Origin of the sequence: Streptomyces sp. NPDC012794, assembly GCF_042901085.1 — a bacterium.
Taxonomy (GTDB): Bacteria; Actinomycetota; Actinomycetes; order Streptomycetales; family Streptomycetaceae; genus Streptomyces.
In genome coordinates this window covers 126,666-142,289 of the sequence record NZ_JBIBCI010000012.1, presented here as the reverse complement: position 1 = coordinate 142,289, position 15,624 = coordinate 126,666, and the positions used below count along the sequence as shown (strand labels likewise).

At 74.8% G+C, this 15,624-nt stretch carries 15 protein-coding genes; 9 read left to right on the top strand and 6 right to left on the bottom strand.

What is annotated here, in order from left to right; genetic code table 11:
* The first annotated feature begins 110 nt into the window (after window positions 1–110).
* Window positions 111–716: a TIGR03086 family metal-binding protein gene (locus ACFY7H_RS22665; protein WP_388940591.1), complete on the top strand. Its 606-nt coding sequence runs from the start codon at window positions 111–113 to the stop codon at window positions 714–716.
* A gap of 174 nt (window positions 717–890) precedes the next feature.
* Window positions 891–1,394, top strand: a complete 504-nt coding sequence (locus ACFY7H_RS22660) for a metallophosphoesterase family protein (RefSeq protein WP_388940590.1) — start codon at window positions 891–893, stop codon at window positions 1,392–1,394.
* Window positions 1,395–1,422: 28 nt separating this feature from the next.
* Here ACFY7H_RS22660 and ACFY7H_RS22655 read toward each other — a convergent pair whose 3' ends face one another.
* The gene (locus ACFY7H_RS22655) at window positions 1,423–2,454 is read right to left on the bottom strand and encodes a sulfotransferase (RefSeq protein WP_388940589.1); all 1,032 of its coding nucleotides are present in this window, start codon (window positions 2,452–2,454) and stop codon (window positions 1,423–1,425) included.
* Window positions 2,455–2,715: 261 nt separating this feature from the next.
* Here ACFY7H_RS22655 and ACFY7H_RS22650 point away from each other — a divergent pair, with 261 nt between their 5' ends.
* From ACFY7H_RS22650 to ACFY7H_RS22635, 4 genes are read left to right on the top strand one after another with little or no spacing between them, the layout of a single operon-like run.
* On the top strand, window positions 2,716–5,058 hold the full coding sequence (locus ACFY7H_RS22650) for a nitrate- and nitrite sensing domain-containing protein (RefSeq protein ID WP_388940588.1): 2,343 nt from the start codon (window positions 2,716–2,718) through the stop codon (window positions 5,056–5,058).
* Entirely contained in the window at window positions 5,055–5,459 is a 405-nt protein-coding gene (locus ACFY7H_RS22645) for a roadblock/LC7 domain-containing protein (protein WP_388940587.1), read from the top strand. Before ACFY7H_RS22650 ends, ACFY7H_RS22645 begins: the two co-directional genes overlap by 4 nt.
* Window positions 5,459–5,830 carry a DUF742 domain-containing protein gene (locus ACFY7H_RS22640; protein ID WP_388940585.1) on the top strand — a complete coding sequence of 124 codons (372 nt, stop codon included), beginning with the start codon at window positions 5,459–5,461 and terminating at the stop codon, window positions 5,828–5,830. The genes ACFY7H_RS22645 and ACFY7H_RS22640 overlap by 1 nt, the downstream gene beginning before the upstream one ends.
* Entirely contained in the window at window positions 5,817–6,419 is a 603-nt protein-coding gene (locus tag ACFY7H_RS22635; protein ID WP_388940584.1) for an ATP/GTP-binding protein, read from the top strand. The genes ACFY7H_RS22640 and ACFY7H_RS22635 overlap by 14 nt, the downstream gene beginning before the upstream one ends.
* On the opposite strand, the gene ACFY7H_RS22630 is transcribed toward ACFY7H_RS22635, so the two are convergent.
* Window positions 6,385–6,774, bottom strand: a complete 390-nt coding sequence (locus tag ACFY7H_RS22630; protein ID WP_388940582.1) for a hypothetical protein — start codon at window positions 6,772–6,774, stop codon at window positions 6,385–6,387. The two genes, ACFY7H_RS22635 and ACFY7H_RS22630, sit on opposite strands and share 35 nt — an antisense overlap.
* Window positions 6,775–7,207: 433 nt before the next feature.
* On the opposite strand from ACFY7H_RS22630, the gene ACFY7H_RS22625 reads away from it, so the two are divergent.
* Together ACFY7H_RS22625 and ACFY7H_RS22620 are read left to right on the top strand one after the other, a co-directional pair.
* Window positions 7,208–7,915, top strand: coding sequence for a VanZ family protein (locus ACFY7H_RS22625; protein ID WP_388940580.1), 708 nt, complete (start codon window positions 7,208–7,210; stop codon window positions 7,913–7,915).
* A gap of 441 nt (window positions 7,916–8,356) precedes the next feature.
* Window positions 8,357–8,506, top strand: a complete 150-nt coding sequence (locus ACFY7H_RS22620) for a hypothetical protein (RefSeq protein WP_388940578.1) — start codon at window positions 8,357–8,359, stop codon at window positions 8,504–8,506.
* 410 nt (window positions 8,507–8,916) lie between these two features.
* Here ACFY7H_RS22620 and ACFY7H_RS22615 read toward each other — a convergent pair whose 3' ends face one another.
* Genes ACFY7H_RS22615 through ACFY7H_RS22605 form a run of 3 tightly spaced genes read right to left on the bottom strand, consistent with a single transcriptional unit; the run spans window position 8,917 to window position 12,403 of the window.
* A complete protein-coding gene (locus ACFY7H_RS22615; protein WP_388940577.1) occupies window positions 8,917–9,270 on the bottom strand; it encodes a UBP-type zinc finger domain-containing protein in 354 nt (117 codons plus the stop codon).
* A complete protein-coding gene (locus tag ACFY7H_RS22610; protein ID WP_388940735.1) occupies window positions 9,267–10,703 on the bottom strand; it encodes an ATP-binding protein in 1,437 nt (478 codons plus the stop codon). The genes ACFY7H_RS22615 and ACFY7H_RS22610 overlap by 4 nt, the downstream gene beginning before the upstream one ends.
* A 23-nt stretch (window positions 10,704–10,726) precedes the next feature.
* Entirely contained in the window at window positions 10,727–12,403 is a 1,677-nt protein-coding gene (locus ACFY7H_RS22605; RefSeq protein WP_388940576.1) for an FAD-dependent oxidoreductase, read from the bottom strand.
* Window positions 12,404–12,628: 225 nt separating this feature from the next.
* On the opposite strand from ACFY7H_RS22605, the gene ACFY7H_RS22600 reads away from it, so the two are divergent.
* On the top strand, window positions 12,629–13,909 hold the full coding sequence (locus ACFY7H_RS22600; protein ID WP_388940575.1) for a peptide ligase PGM1-related protein: 1,281 nt from the start codon (window positions 12,629–12,631) through the stop codon (window positions 13,907–13,909).
* Between the two features lie 42 nt (window positions 13,910–13,951).
* On the opposite strand, the gene ACFY7H_RS22595 is transcribed toward ACFY7H_RS22600, so the two are convergent.
* Window positions 13,952–15,337: a M20/M25/M40 family metallo-hydrolase gene (locus tag ACFY7H_RS22595; protein ID WP_388940573.1), complete on the bottom strand. Its 1,386-nt coding sequence runs from the start codon at window positions 15,335–15,337 to the stop codon at window positions 13,952–13,954.
* Window positions 15,338–15,624: the final 287 nt, after the last annotated feature.

The window sequence follows — 15,624 nt, the reverse complement described above, 5'->3', positions numbered from 1 at the left end:
GCGCGACCGCCCGTCCGCGCGGAAGCCGGCCGTCCGCGGGCATGTCCGATGAGCCGGGGCCCGGGCGCGGGTCTACCCTTCGCAGGTGATCGCCCCGGAGGGAGCGCAGGATGACCGGCACGGAGATGCTCGATCTCGGACCGCAGGCGGCCGTCGTGGCCCGTCTCGTCACCGGCGTCCCCGAGGCCCGGCTCACCGGCCCCACCCCGTGCCCCGGGTACGCGGTCAGGGACCTGCTGGGCCACCTCGCGGGCCTGACCGTGGCCTTCCGCGACGCCGCCCGCAAGGACCTCGGTCCCACGACCGACACGCCCCCGGACGCCTCCGCGCCCGGGCTGCCCGCCGACTGGCGCGAGCGGCTGCCGGGGGATCTGGACGAACTGGCGCGGGCCTGGCGGGATCCCGCCGCGTGGACCGGGATGACCCGCGCGGGCGGCGTGGACCTGCCCGGCGCCGTCGCGGCCGCCGTGACGGTCGACGAACTGGTCGTCCACGGCTGGGACCTGGCCCGGGCCACCGGCCAGGAGTACGCCCCCGACCCGTCCGCGCTGCGGGCCTCGCACGCCTTCCTGCTCGAGGCCGCCCAGGAGGACGACCGCGGCGACGGCATCTTCGGCCCGGTCGTCGCCGTACCGGACGACGCGCCGCTGCTGGACCGGACGGTCGGCCTGAGCGGACGCGACCCGGGCTGGACACCGCCGGCGCCGCGGCCCTGACCGCCCCGCGGGCACGCAGGCCCCCGGGCGCCACCGGCCGGCGCCAGGGGGTTCCCGTACGCGCTCACGGCACGGCGGTCAGGGCGTCGCGGCGCGGCACCGGACCGGCCGGAACCACCCGCACGGCCGCGCCGACGACCGGGCGCCGGGCGGTGCGGCGCGTACCGTGGGCGCGTGAGGCTCCTGCTGACCTCGGACACGCACGTACCGGCGCGGGCCAGACGCCTGCCCGAAGCCCTGCTGACAGCCGTCGACGACGCCGACGTGGTGATCCACGCCGGGGACTGGACCGACGAAGCCACCCTCGACCTGCTGGAGTCGAGGTCGCGCCGCCTGATCGCCGTCCACGGCAACAACGACGGCCCCGCGCTGCGCGCCAGGCTCCCCGAGATCGCCCGCGCGGAGCTCGGCGGCCTGCGCTTCGCGGTCGTCCACGAGACCGGTCCGGCGGCCGGACGCGAGCGGCGCTGCGCCGCCCGCTTCCCCGACGCCGACGTCCTGGTGTTCGGACACAGCCACATCCCATGGGACTCCACGGCCCCGGGCGGGCTCCGCCTGCTCAATCCCGGCTCGCCGACCGACCGCCGGCGCCAGCCGCACCACACCTTCCTGACCCTCACCGCCGAGGACGGGACGCTGCGCGACGTCGTCCTCCACCGCCTGCCCGCCCGGCCCTGACACGGCGGGCCGGCCACGCCCGCATCCGCTACCCCCGGCTGCCCTCCAGCGCGCGCGTGCCCGGAGCGCAACCCTCCCGCAGGGCGGCGAGTTCAGCCGGAGGCAGGCGCAGCGAGGCGCCCCGCCGGCCGGCGTCCAGCCGGGCCGCGCCCGCGTCGAGCCACTGGGGGAGCGGCTCGACGCCGATGAAGCGGGCCAGCCGCGTGAGCTCCTCGCGGGGCCGGTCGAGGAGGTCCTCGTAGGAGAGCGTGGTCCGCAGGGGCGCGGGCACCTCGCCGAGGTGCGCCACGCCCCGTACGACGATCTCGGACCACAGCGCCGCGAACCCCGCCGACGGCAGCTCGCGGCCCAGCACCAACGCGGAGTCGAAACGCTCGGCTAGCAGCTGCGACAGCTCGGGCGGCAGGGAGCGGACCTGCTCCTCCGTCAGGTCCTCCACGCGCGCGGCTCCCGTCCGGGCGAGGACGTCCCGCAGCAGGAAGATCAGCCGGTAGCCCGTGTGCCTGCTCATGGACAGCGCGCAGTCGGGCCCGTCCCTGAACAGGTGGACGAAGCGGGCCCGCGGGAAGACCCGGCGCAACAGCGGAACCCGGTCCGACGAATAGCCCGACCGCTCCACCACGGCCGTGGCCCCGGTCCGGGCGCACAGCAGGCCGAACAGTGCCTCGTAATGGCCGGCGGCGGTGCGGGCCGGCCAGCCGCGCACCTCCTTCTCCAGCTCGTCGAACAGGCCGTCCGGGTCGTCGGTCAGGTGCGGGAGCACCATCAGCGACAGGGCGGGGATACCGGTGGTCGCGGTCGCGAAGCGTCCGGGACGGCGCGTGTAGAGGAACTCCGGCATCGGCACCCCGCTGCGGATCATCCGCTCGAAGACCGGATTCGGGTCGGCCAGCAGCCGCCAGAACTCGCCACCGGCGAGGACGCCTTCGGGGAAGCCCCGGCTCTGCACGGACGACAGCAGCTCGTTCAGGCTGAGCACATCCGGATGCGTGTTGACGATGCCCGACAGTGCGGTCGACCCACTGCGGCCCGTACCCACGACAAACGTCAAACCGCGCATGCCACCACGCTCCTTCGGAGACGACCCGTACCGATCGCGACCAGCCTTCCCCCCGGGCCGTCCCCCATGCCACGACCGCGGACGCCACGATCGCCGCTGCCGCGCTTCTACCACGCAAAGGCTTGGAAGTAAGGTCTCCGATTATTCGGACTGGCTGGATATGATCGGCATCCTCACCCCGCAGGGCCGTGCAGGCCGTTCCCGCACGCCCTCGTTCAGGCCCGTCCCCCTCTCCGCCGCTCCCGAGGACCGATGTCTGCGATGGCACCCGATGGACCACCGAGCCCGCCGCCCGTCCGGCGCCGCCGCACCGTACGCCTGCGCACGCTGCTGGTCTGCATGGCCGTCGTACCGACCGTGGCGATGGGTGCCCAGGTCACGGTGACCGCCCAGCGGCTGCTGGCCCAGTCGGAGCACCTGCGAGCCGATGTGAAGGCCGGCCAGCGGACCGGAATGCCGCTGGTCAGGCTGATGACCGAGCTGCAGGCCGAGCGCGCGGTGACGGCCGCGCGCTGGTCGGGCTCGTCCGTGGCCGATGACGCCCTGCGCGAGAGGCGGGCCGCGACGGACCGCGCCGCGGCGGAGCTCCGACGGCTCTCGGGCGGCGCCGGCGAGGACGCGACGCAGCGGTCCGGGCCGGGCGGGGGACACCTCGCCACCGTGACCGGGCGGCTCGACCTCCTGGCCTCGTACCGCAAACGCGTCGACGCCCACAACGGCAGTGCCGAACAGGCGGTCGGCTACTACACCGGTGTGATCGACGACATCATCCGCGCCTACCAGGAGGAATTCAGCCACGCCGAGGACGCCGAACTCGCCCAGGAGAGCAGGCCCGCCGTCGCCCTGTTCTCCGCCACCGAGATGGTCGCGCGCGAGGACACCGCCCTCGCCCTGGCCGGCCCCTCCCGTGAGCTGGCGGCCACCGGCTTCTCCGACTTCCTCAACGCCGTCGGCACCCACCGGTACCTGTACGACACCTGGATCGTGCCGTACCTCCCGCCCGCCGAACTCGACTCGTTCAACAAGCTCACCGCCTCCGAGGCCTGGCAGACCAAGCTCCGCGTCGAGAACGCGGTCGTCGCCAACCACAAGGACACCGCGACCGGCGCCAAGCTCCCGGCCGACGTCGCCGACTGGCCCGCCGCACACCACGCGTTCGCACCGCGGCTGGCCGAACTCAACACCGACCGGGCCCGGAGCGTACTCGCCCGCGCCGACGCCAAGGCCACCGCGCTGGAGACCGAGGTCTACTGGCTGGTCGGCGCCAGCGGCGCCACCCTGCTGCTGGTCACCGCGGTCGTCGTCCTCACCACGCGGTCCGTCCTGCGGCGGCTCGGCCGCCTGCACACCCGTACCGTCGCCATCGCCGAGGAGACGCTGCCCGATGTGGTGGCCCGGCTCCAGCGCGGAGAAGCAGTCGGCACGCAGGCGCTGCCGGCGGTGCGCGGGCGCGAGGACGAGGTCGGGCAGATCGCCGACGCCTTCGCCCGGGTGGTCGCCGTGTCCGTCGACGGGCACCGGCAGCTCGCCGCCGAACGCCACGGCTTCGGCCTGTTCGCCTCCGGCATCGCCGCGCGCGCCGGGAACCTGGTCAGCAGGCAGCTGAGCCTGACCGAGGACATCCAGGACACCTTCGGCCACGACGAGGCGCTCCTGGCCCAGTTGATGCGATCCGACCAGCTGACGGTGGGGATGCGGCGCCAGATCGAGAACCTGCTCATCCTCGCCGGCGGCGAGGTCCCCGACCCGCACACCGAGCCCATGCGCGTCGCCGACCTGCTGCGCGAGGCCGCCGCGGAGGTCGAGGACTTCCGCCGGATCGAACGCCAGGCGCTGGACGAGGCGAGCGTGCGGCCGCACGCGATCAGCCAGATCAGCCACCTGCTGGCGGAGCTCCTGGACAACGCGACCAGGTTCTCGCCGCCGCGGTCGAAGGTGGTGGTCCGCGCCGAACTCGTGGCCGACGGACTCTCCGTCGAGATCGAGGACCGCGGACCGCGCGTCTCGCCGGCCGGGTACGAGGCCATGAACGAGCGCCTGCACTCGGCACCGCCGTACTCCGTCCTCGCCGAGAACGCGCACCGGCTCGGCCTCTTCGTCGTGGGCCACCTCGCCGACCAGCTCGAGGCCCGGGTCACGCTGCGGCGCTCCGTGTACGGGGGGACCGCGGCCGTGGTGATCCTGCCGAGCGCTCTGCTGGCGCCCGCCACCCCGGGGGACGAGCGGCACGGGCACGCCCCCGCGCCGGGGGAGCCCGAACCGCTGCCCGAGCGGCACCAGGCGCCGGCCGCCGTGCCCGCCCCCGTACGCCTGCCGGTACGCGAGCCCGCACCGGACGCCGGCGCCCCGTCGGCCCCGGTGCCCGTACCCCCGCGGCCCGGACGGCCGCGGCCCGCCGGTTCGGCAGGGCCGGCCGACGCCCGGCCCGCCCTGCCCGAGCGCGTCCCGCAGACCCATCTCACCCGGCAGCTCCGAGGGCCCCGAGCCCCGGAGCCCGACACCGGCCGGGACGCGGCGACACCGGAAGAGGTGGCCGACGCCTGGGCGGACTACGAAGAGGGGACCAGGAAAGTGGAAGCAGAGCTCGGAGCGGATCAGCCATGACGACGACAGCCAGTGAGATGATCTACGGCATCCTGGACAACAACCTGAGCAGGATCGCCGGCATCGAAGGAGCCGTGCTCCTCTCCAACGACGGGATCAAGCTGAGCGCCTACCTGCTGGACCGGGACCGGGCCGAGCGCATCGCGGCCGCGTCCTCCGGCATAGCCGCCACCATGAAGGCGATATCCAGGGAGATCGACGGCGGCCGGGTCATCCGGCAGCTGGTGGAGATGGACGACCGGTACCTCTGCGTCGTCGGATGCGGAGAAGGCAGCACGCTCATCGTGGTGACCTCCCGCAAGGCACGGCTCGGAGAACTGGGCGGTGAGGCCGTACGGACCGCGCAGGCACTCGGCGAGTGGCTGGGAACCCCCGAGCGCACGTCCCCGCCGACCGCGTAATGCCCGAGGAGCCGCAGCGCCGAAGCCCCCGCCGGACACGGCTGTACGCGCTGACCGACGGCCGTACGGCCGCCGCCCCGCAGACCGCCCTCACCATGGACACCACCATCGTGGCGGCGGTCGCCGCGGACGACGCCCACACCGGACTGGCCACCGAATGGCGGGCCGTCCTCACCATGTGCGCGCGGCCGGGCGGACTGGCGGTCGCCGAGGTCGCCGCTCGCATGCACATGCGCCTCACACCGATGACGCTCCTCCTGGGCGAGCTCGTGGACCGCGGGCTGGTCCACCACCGGCCGCCCCTGGAGGGCGCCGAGACCACTAACGTCCACCTGCTCATGAAAATCAGGGACAACCTTGCCCGGATATGACACTCCCGACGCTTTCGCCACCCCAGGAGCGTCCCCCGTCAAGATCCTCATCGCCGGCGGATTCGGAGTCGGCAAGACGACCCTGGTCGAATCGGTCTCCGAGATCGAGCCGCTGCGTACGGAGGAACGCCTCACGAGCGCGGGAATCGGCGTGGACGACCTCGACGGCATCGAGTCCAAGACACTGACCACCGTCGCGATGGACTTCGGCCGGATCACCCTCGCCGACGCCGGAGTCGTCCTCTACCTGTTCGGCACCCCCGGCCAGGAGCGGTTCTGGTTCATGTGGGACGACCTGCTCCACGGGGCCCTGGGGGCACTCGTGCTCGTCGACACCCGGCGCCTGGACCGGGGCTTCCCGGCGATCGACTTCTTCGAGAGCCGGGGACTGCCGTTCGTCGTCGGCGCGAACTGCTTCCACGGCGAACAGCCGTACACCCCCGCGGAGATCGCCGCCGCACTGCACCTGAGGGACCCCGCCACCCCCGTCCTCCTGCTGGACGCCCGGTCCCGCAGGGAGGCCCGCGACTCGCTGCTGGCCCTGCTCGACGTGGTCATCTCCCGGGCGGCGGCCCCGGCCGGCACCTGACGGGACACCGGGCGGCGGCGGGCGACGCGTCGAGCCGTGCGCACGCCGGTTCCCGGCCGGCCGGGGCGCTGCCGTCCTCCAGCAGCACCTGCAACGCGCACTCGGCGGCCCGGTGCCGCAGGAACACCTGCGCGCGGGTGCCGGCCGCCAGGTCCCGGGCCGCGGCCGCCCCCGCGCGCATCGCGTCGTCCTGATTCCCGCTCCACCCGTGCGCGGCGCGCCGTACGGAGCCGTCCCACGCGGTGTGGCGGGCCATCCAGAACCAGCCGGTCCCCGCGCGGCAACGACCCCAGACCACCGTGTCGAGGCCGGCGTCCGCCCCGTCCTGCCCGTGCGCCTGCGGCTCCTGCGTCACGTGCGTCCCCCCCGATATCGGTCCCGGTCCGGTCCGCAGGCTAGGTCAGGGCGGCAGGCGCCAGGGAGCCCGGGTTTCGGCCAACATGAGCGGAACGGCGAACCCGGGGGCCGGTCCCCCGGGAGGCGGACACCGGCACCAGCGTGATCATCAAGGGCGTGAACGCCACCCCCGGCGGGCGGATGTCCGTCCGGTGCCACGACCACGGGTACGCCGTCCGGCCGGACCGGCGCTCCGGCCCCGCGGCTGACGCCCGGCCGGGTGGGCCGGGTCCCGGTGCGGCGATGAGTCCGCGGCCTCCCGGCGGTCCATCTCTTGACGGAGACGACCGATTCACAGTACCGCCGTCCGCCGGCGCGGAACGCGTCGGCACCCCGCACCGGGGTACACGGGCCTGCACGGCAGGAGCGGGTCACGGAGGAGGGAGCGGTCCATGGACGTACGCGGAAGGCTAGCCGCGTTGCGCCGGCCGAAGCGGAGGCAGCGGCCGGAACGGGCGGGGCGCGGGGAGAAGCGGGCAGAACGGGCGGAACGGGCGGAGCGGGCCGCGCGGGCTGAACGGGCGGCGGGGGCGCGGGAGTCCGTCCTCCCGCTCCGGCCCCCCGCCCGCCCGGTGTTACGGGCCCTCGCGATGCTGGCCGCCTTCGCCGGGACCGTCCTGTTCAGCCTGGCCCTGGCGCGCATCACCCTGGAGCCCTCGGCCGCCTCGGCCGGGATCGCGCACAGCAACACCCGCCCGGGCGCCTCGATCGGCCCGTACCTCGACGGCGCGTCCTTCAGGGAGGCCGCCGAGCAGCTCGGCGGGAACGTCCTGCTGGGCGTTCCCTTCGGGGTGCTGCTCCCGGTCCTGCTTCCCCAGGCGCGCGGGCTGCTGAGGGTGGCGGCGGTGACGGCCGTCGTGATGACCCTCGTGGAACTCATCCAGGGCGCCCTGGTCACCGGCCGCGCCTTCGACGTGGACGACCTCCTCCTCAACACCGCCGGCGCGCTGCTGGGCTATCTCCTCCTGGGCCGCCGGATGGGCCGGGCCGTGCACCCGCGCCGCCACCACTGGTGGCACCGCCTGACCCGCCGCCGGGCCGCCCCCGCCCCGGCCCCCGGTCCCGCGCCGCACCCCGGCCGGCGTGACGACCGCGGTTGACACCGGCCCTGCCGGGGGGCGGGGCCTGCCCGGCCGGCGCCGCGAGCAGTCCGCGCAGCGCCGGCCCGGGCGGGCCGTCCGGGACCGCCGGCCAGGTGGTCAGCCCGGGCCCGGCGAGGGGCCGCGCCGTGACCCCGGGGAAGTCGGGCAGGCCGGTCACCTCGTAGAACACCGTCCACGAGGGCTCGGCGGCCGAGGCGATGGAAACAAGGGTCTCGGGCAGGGTGGTGAAGCGGGGCCCCCGCGCGGGCCGTTGGAGCCGTTCGTCGTACGGCCCGAGGACGCCGAGCACATCGCACTGCCCGGCGGGGCGGCTTCCGGCCGCTCGCCGATGCCTCCGACACCGGGGGGCGCCCTGGGCGTCAACCGGCTCCCCCTGCCCGCCGGAACCGTGGGCGCCGGCCCCCATCACCACGCCGCTCGAGGGAGGCGTTCTTCGTCATGGGCGGCGCCGCACGCTCCCTGCTGTACGGCGCCGGCGGGGAACGCGCCGAGACGGTGCCGAAAGGCGGCCTCGTGGCGGCCCCGCCGGGCACCGTGCACGCCTTCGGCGCCGCCCCGGAGCAGGGGCGCAGCTGCTGGTGCTCCTGACGCCGGGCACCGACCGCTTCGGCTACTCGGGCGCTGGGGCGGGTGCGGCGGGGTGAGGAGGGAGCCGCCCGGGCAGTTTCCCGGCGCCTGGCCGAACTCCTCGCCAAGGGGAGGGGTTTGGGCCCGGGAATCGGGGACACACGCGTCCATGACGGCGGCACGTCTCGCCAGACCGGCCACCACCGCGGCTGGCGACCGCAGGCGGCCCCCCTTCCCGGGGCCGCGGCCTGCGGGCCGCCGAGACGGCACCGCTCCGTCGTCCCGCCGCAGGCACGGCCCGCGGCCGCGTCCATGCCTCCCCGCGGACCCGGCCCGGCCCCAAGCCCCCGGCGCCCACTGGCCCCCCAGCGGTTCCCGGGCCCGTCGGCGGGACGACGACCGTCCCTCACCCCGCCTCCCCCGGGGGCCCGTCAGCGGTGGAGCCGTGTCGTCCAGTCCTGGGGGAGACGGTCGGCCGGGCCGGGGACCGGCTGGGTCGGCGGGTGTTCCGTCGGCGGGGCCAGCGCGGGCCCGCCCTCGTACAGGGAGTTCGTTTCGAAGTTCCAGAACCAGTCCTCGCCCGGTTCGAAGCTCTGCACCAGGGGATGGCCGGTGGCCTTCCAGTGGGCGGTGGCGTGCTGCGCCGGTGAGGAGTCGCAGCAGCCGATGTGCCCGCACTGGGCACAGCGGCGCAGATGGAACCACCAGCCGTCCACCGCCTGGCATTCGACGCAGCCGGTGCCGGAGGGCGGGACGGCAGGGTCGATTCCGTCGATCCCGGTCATACGGTCTCCTCGGGGGTGTCGGGTGCGGTCAGCGGCAGCAGCACCTGGAAACGGGTGTCACCGGGGACGGATTCCACCTGGAGGCTGCCGTGGTGCTTGTTGACCACGATCCGCCAGGAGATGTCCAGGCCGAGCCCGGTGCCCTCGCCGACCGGTTTGGTGGTGAAGAAGGGGTCGTAGATGCGGCTGCGGATCTCCGGGGGGATTCCCGGGCCGGTGTCGCGGAACTCCACCAGCAGCCGGTCGCCCTCCCTCGCGGTACGGACCGTCAGGGTGCCGTCGCCGCCGGTGTCCGCGATCGCGGACACGGCGTTGTCGATGAGGTTGGTCCATACCTGGTTGAGCTCCGCCGGGTAGGCGGGCACGTCCGGCACGGAGCGGTCGTAGTCCTTGACCACCCGCACCCCGGGCCCGATCTTGCCGGACAGCATCAGCAGGGTGCTGTCGAGGAGTTCGTGGACGTCGACCACCCGGTGCGGGGCCCGGTCGAGCTGCGCGTACTGCTTGGCCGCGTCCACGAGGTGGGAGATGCGGGTCACGGAGTCGTCGATCTCGTCCATCAGCAGCTCGGTCTCGACCGTGTAGTTGAGCCAGCCGATCGCCGCCGGCAGCAGCTCCCCGGCCACGGCCGCCGCGACCTGCTCCAGCCAGTCGGTGTCCAGCCCGGCCTGTACGAAGGCCGGTGCCACCCGCCACCCGTCCGGGAAGCCGTGGTCCTCCAGCCAGTCGGCCAGCTCCTCCTCCCGGTCGGAGGCCTCCATCGGGCTCAGCGCCGGTGCCTTCGCGACGCGTTCGACGGTCCGCTCCTGTATCTCGATGAGGTCGGCGATCGCCTCCCGCGCGTACTGCCCCTGGGAGATGTGGGCCAGCTTGTGCCGCATCTTGCCGACCCGCTCCCGCAGCGCCGCGGTGGCCCGCACGGCCGCCGCGGCGGGGTTGTTCAGCTCGTGGGTGAGCCCGGCGGACAACGAACCGAGTGCCAGCAGCCGTTCACGCTGCCCGATGGCCCGCTGGGTGTTCCTCGAACCGAAGAACAGCCCCTCCAGCAGGTGCGCCGCCATCGGGAACCACTCCCGCATGATGTCCGCGAACGACTGGGCCGGCAGTACGAAGAACCGCGTCGGCTCCGTCACCCGCATGGAGTTGACGTACGTCTGGGGCACCCGGTCACCCAGATAGGCCTGCATCGCTCCCGCGTACACCCCGCGCTGCGAGGTGCGGCTCACCTCGACGTCGTCACCGCCGACCCGCCGCGACAGGACGACGGTGCCCTCGATCATCACGTAGAAGCAGGCGGCGGGCTCGCCCTCGGTGTACACCGGGCCGGCTTCGAACCGTTCCACCCGCCCCTCGCGGCACAGCCGGCCGAGCTGCTCCGGGGACAGCTCCTCGAACAGGAACAGGGACGCGATCTCGTGCGGCGCGCAGGGCATCACCAGCCCGCCGCCCTGCCCGTTCACGACTGCTCCAGATACCGGTGCACCAGCATCACGGCCATGGCACCCTCTCCGACGGCGGACGCGACGCGCTTCGCCGACCGGGCGCGCGCGTCACCGGCCACGAACACACCGGGAACGTTGGTCTCCAGGTGGTAGGGCGGGCGGTCCAGCGCCCACTCGGCCGGCGGCCGGCCGTCCGGTGTGAGGTCAGGCCCGGCCAGGATGAAGCCGTGCTCGTCACGCAGCACCGTCCCCTCCAGCCAGTCGGTCAGCGGGGCCGCGCCGATGAAGACGAACAGCCACGGACAGTCCACGCGTTCGCTCGCTCCGCTGTCCACGTCCCGCAGCGTCAGCTGCTCCAGGTGCCCGTCGCCGTGCGCCTCCTCGACGACGGTCCGGGTCCGCACCGTGATGTTCGGCGTGTCCTCGATCTGCTGGACGAGGTAGTACGACATGGACGCCGTCAGCGACTCCCCGCGTACCAGCAGGGTCACCGACTTCGCGCCGCGCGCCAGGTACACCGCCGCCTGCCCCGCCGAGTTGGCACCGCCGACCACGTACACGTCCTGCCCCAGGCAGGAGGACGCCTCCGTCAGCGAGGACCCGTAGTACACCCCGCAGCCGGTCAGGCCCTCGCAGCCCGGCGCGCCCAGCTGCCGGTAGGTGACACCGGTCGCCAGGATGACGCTGTGCGCGGCGACCGCCGAGCCGTCGGAGAAGCGGACCACCCGCGCCGGACCGCTGACCTCCAGGCCCGTGACCTCGCGCGCCGTGAGGAGCTCGGCGCCGAAGCGGGCGGCCTGGCGGCGGGCGCGTTCCGTGAGCTGCGCACCCGACACACCGTCCGGGAAGCCCAGGTAGTTCTCGATGCGGGAACTCTGCCCGGCCTGCCCACCGGTCGCCGACCGCTCGACCAGCACGGTGCGCAGCCCCTCGGAAGCCCCGTACACCGCCGCGCCCAGCCCGGCCGGGCCGCCGCCGATGACCACGAGGTCGTAGAACTCGGCGGCCGGCGTCGTCGCCAGCCCCACGTGGGCGGCCAGCTCGGCGGCCTCCGGTTCGATCAGCGCGGTGCCCTCCGGCGTGACCACCAGGGGGAGCCGCCGCCCGTCGGCGCCCGCCGCCGCCAGCAGCCGCAGCCCCTCCGGCTCGTCGGACGCGTACCAGCGGTACGGCACCTGGTTGCGGGCCAGGAACTCCCGCACCCGCGAGGAGCGCGCCGACCAGCGGTGCCCGACCACCTTGGTGGCGGGGACCGGGCGGTAGTCGCTGGAGCGCCAGGCCGTGAGCAGATCGTCCAGGACCGGGTACAGCTTCTCCTCCGGCGGGTCCCAGGGCTTGAGGAGGTAGTGGTCGAGGTCGACCACGTTGATCGCGTCGATGGCGGCGTTCGTGTCGGCGTACGCGGTCAGCAGCACGCGTCGCGCGCCCGGGTACACGTGCAGCGCCTGTTCGAGGAACTCGATGCCGCTCATACGGGGCATGCGGTAGTCGGCGAGGATCACCGCCACCGGATCGCCCCGCAGCTTGAGCTCGCGCAGCGCCTCCAGAGCCGACTCGCCGGACTCCGCGCGCACGATCCGGTACCCGGAGCCGTAGCGGCGGCGCAGGTCACGCGCGATGGCACGGGAGACGCCCGGGTCGTCGTCCACGGTCAGGATGACGGTCCGCGCGGTCTCGACGGGCTGCGCCATACGGTCTCCACCCCGAGTGCTCCGGGAAGCGGCACGGCGAGCCGCCGTACGCGCCGGTTCCAGCCCATCGTATGTTCGACCGGGCGGGACCGCTCCGGGACGGCCCGCCCCGGTGGTCCCGCCATCCGCGCCAAGGGTGCGTCCCCGCACAGGGGGTAGGCGGGGCGCAGCCGGCGTACGGGGGCGCCCCGTCGCCGTCCCCGTCGAACCGCCCCGGGAGGGACGATGACCGAACGCGCGCACGTCGCCGGTGCCGGCGCGGCCACGACCGGATCCGGCCCGCTGGTCGTGTACGCGAACCTCGTGTCGGACCTGGCCGTCGACCCGGCCGAACGGGACGTGCTGCGCGCCTGGGCGGAGCAGGCGCCGCGCGAGGTGTGGACCCTGCGCGAGGGTGACGTACTGCTGTCCCCCGTACCGGTCGCGGAGGAGTTCCTCCGGTACGCCTGTGACCTGACGGGCGTGCCCCGCCGGTCGGTGACGGTGCTCACCGAGGCCCGGACGCGGCCGGAGGACGCCGCCGCGGTGCGCGCGGCGGCCGGCGCCCGGCGGCCGGTGGAGGCGGTCGTTCCCACCGCGCTGGACGGCTCGGCGGTGACCCTCGCGCGTGCCCTGGGGGTGCCCGTCGCCCCGTACGCCGGCATCGAGGCGGCCGAGGCCGCGCTGGAGGTGACGGCCCTGCTCAACACGAAGGCCGGTTTCCGCCGGGCGGCCCAGGACCTCGGCATGCGGCTGCCGGACGGCCGGGTGTGCCGCCGGGACGGCGTGGCCGCGGCCGTGGCCGGGCTGCTGCGCACGCACGGGCGGGTCGTCGTCAAACCGGACCGGTCCGCCGGAGGCCACGGCCTGCTCTTCCTCCCGCCCCCCGCCGGGACCTGGACGGCCGCCGACCTCGCCGCGGTCGGCGGCGAGCGGGGGCTGTGGGTGGTCGAGGAGCGGATCGACGTCGCGCGGTCGGTGAGCATCCAGATGGAGACGGGCCCGCACGGGGCACGCCCGGTGTTCAGTGGCGAGATGCGCACGGCGGCCGGTTCGTTCACGGGCTACGTCTCGCCGCTGCCCGCCTCCGTCCCCGCCGCGGTACGGCCCGCGCTGGAGGCATGGGGCCGGGCGCTCGGCGACCGTCTCGCGCGGCACGGATACGCGGGCCCCTTCAGCCTGGACGCCATGGTGTCCGCCGACGGTGAGCTCTTCGCCGGGGAGAGCAACGTCCGCCGTACCGCCACCACCACCCCGCACGTCATGGTGACCCGCCTCGCCCGCCTGGCCGGGACCGGAGCACCGGCCTGGGCGACGGGCACCGTCCGCGCGAGCCGCCCGTACGGCTTCACCGAGGCCCTGGACCGGCTCCGATCCAACCGTCTCGCCTACGACCCGGAGCACGCCGGGGGAGTCGTGCTCTACGCGGGCGCGCCGAAGGACGGCCTCCGCTGGCGGTACGCGGTGATCGCCGAAGGCCACGGCCGGCTGGCCCGGTACGAGGAGGCCCTGCACGCGGCATGGTGACATCCCGCCGGAGAGCCCGTCACCACAGGGCCCGGGAGCCCGTCACCACGGCCGGGGCAAGGCCGCGAGCCCGTCGAAGAACCCGGCCAGCGCCCGGACCCCCAGCTCCAGCGCCCGTACCTCGGCCCGCTCGTCCGGGCCGTGCCAGTGGTCCCCGGGCAGCCCCGTCCCGAAGAAGAGCACCGGAGCGTCACAGGCCCGAGACAACTGCGCGGCGGGGGCGGCGCCGCCGTTGCCGATCCGCCGCGCCGGAGCGCCGTACGCCCCGCCCACCGCCCGCAGGAGCGCCCCGAGCGCGGGGTGGTCCTCAGGTGTCGCGTAGGGGTCGGAGATGGTCGGGGAGACGTCGAGACCGTAGTGGAAGTCCGGCTGCCGGTTCCCGTCCAGCCAGGTACGCAGCTGCCCCGCCACCTCGTCGGCCCGCTGGCCGGGGACCAGCCGGAGCAGGATGTCGGCAGCGGCCTCCGCCGGGATCAGCCCCAGCGAGGGGGCACCGCCCCCGCCGGCCGTGAGGCGGGCGACCTCCACCGAGGGCCGCGTCCACAGGCGTTGCGGCACCCCGAATCCGGCTTCGCCGTCGGCCCGGAACGTGCCCGTCTCGGCGAGCCAGTCGGACAGGCGGAAGGGCAGGGTGTCCAGGGAGGCGCGCAGGGCCGGTCCGGGATCCGACACGGCGTCGTAGAACCGGGGCAGCCCGACGCGGCCGCTGCCGTCGCGGAGCAGGCCCAGCAGCCTGCACAGTTCGAAGACCGGGTTCGCGGCCGCGCCGGAGAAGGCACCGCTGTGGAGGTCCCGCCGGGCGCCCCTGACGGTGAGGGTGGCGGTGACGGAGCCGCGGACCAGGGTGCAGACGGCCGGCTCGTCGAGCGACCAGAGCATGGTGTCGGAGACCATGACCACGTCGGCGGCGAGCTCGCCGGCGTGCTCGGACAGCAGCTGGGCCAGGTGCCCGGAGCCGATCTCCTCCTCCCCTTCGACCAGGTACTTCACGGTCACGGCAGGCGCCTCCCGTTGCGCCAGGTGGGCGCGCAGGGCCCACAGGTGGCACATGATCTGGCCCTTGGCGTCGGAGGCGCCGCGCCCGTACAGCCGGCCCGCACGGAGCCGGGGGGTGAACGGCGCGGTCACCCGCCACTCGGACGGATCGGCGGGGTGAACGTCATGGTGGCTGTACACCAGCAGCACCGGGGCGCCGGGATCCGCCGCCGGCCGGCAGCCGTACACCGCCGGCAACCCGTCGGTCTCCCACACCTCCGCCCGGGGCCAGCCCGCCCCGTGCAGCGCGTCCACCAGCCAGCGGGCGGAACGGCCTACCTGGGCCGCGCGGTCGGGGTCCGAGGAGACCGACTCGACGGCGACCCATTCCGCCAGTGCCGCGAGGGCCTCCGGCCCCGGTCCTGGCCCCGGCCCTCGCAGGTCACGGCTCATGGCCGACGCCTGCCCCGCCCGCCGCCGCCCAACCGCCCGCGGCGGGGGACTCGGCCGGGAGGCCCGCCGCGGCGCCGCGGTTCGCCGGTGCGGTGCCGGCGGCCGTGCGTGTCCGGCGGGCCTGGCGGGTGGTTTCCTGCGAGGATCGAGGAGCTGGGGTCACGTGGTCGCCGCGAAGCGGCCGCTCTTGTGGCCTCTGCCCCCTGTGCCCCCGGTCGGCATCCCCCCCCGCCGGCCGGGGCCCGCCCCGGCCAGCCCACCCCCCGGCTGGTCGGGGCCCTTGCGTA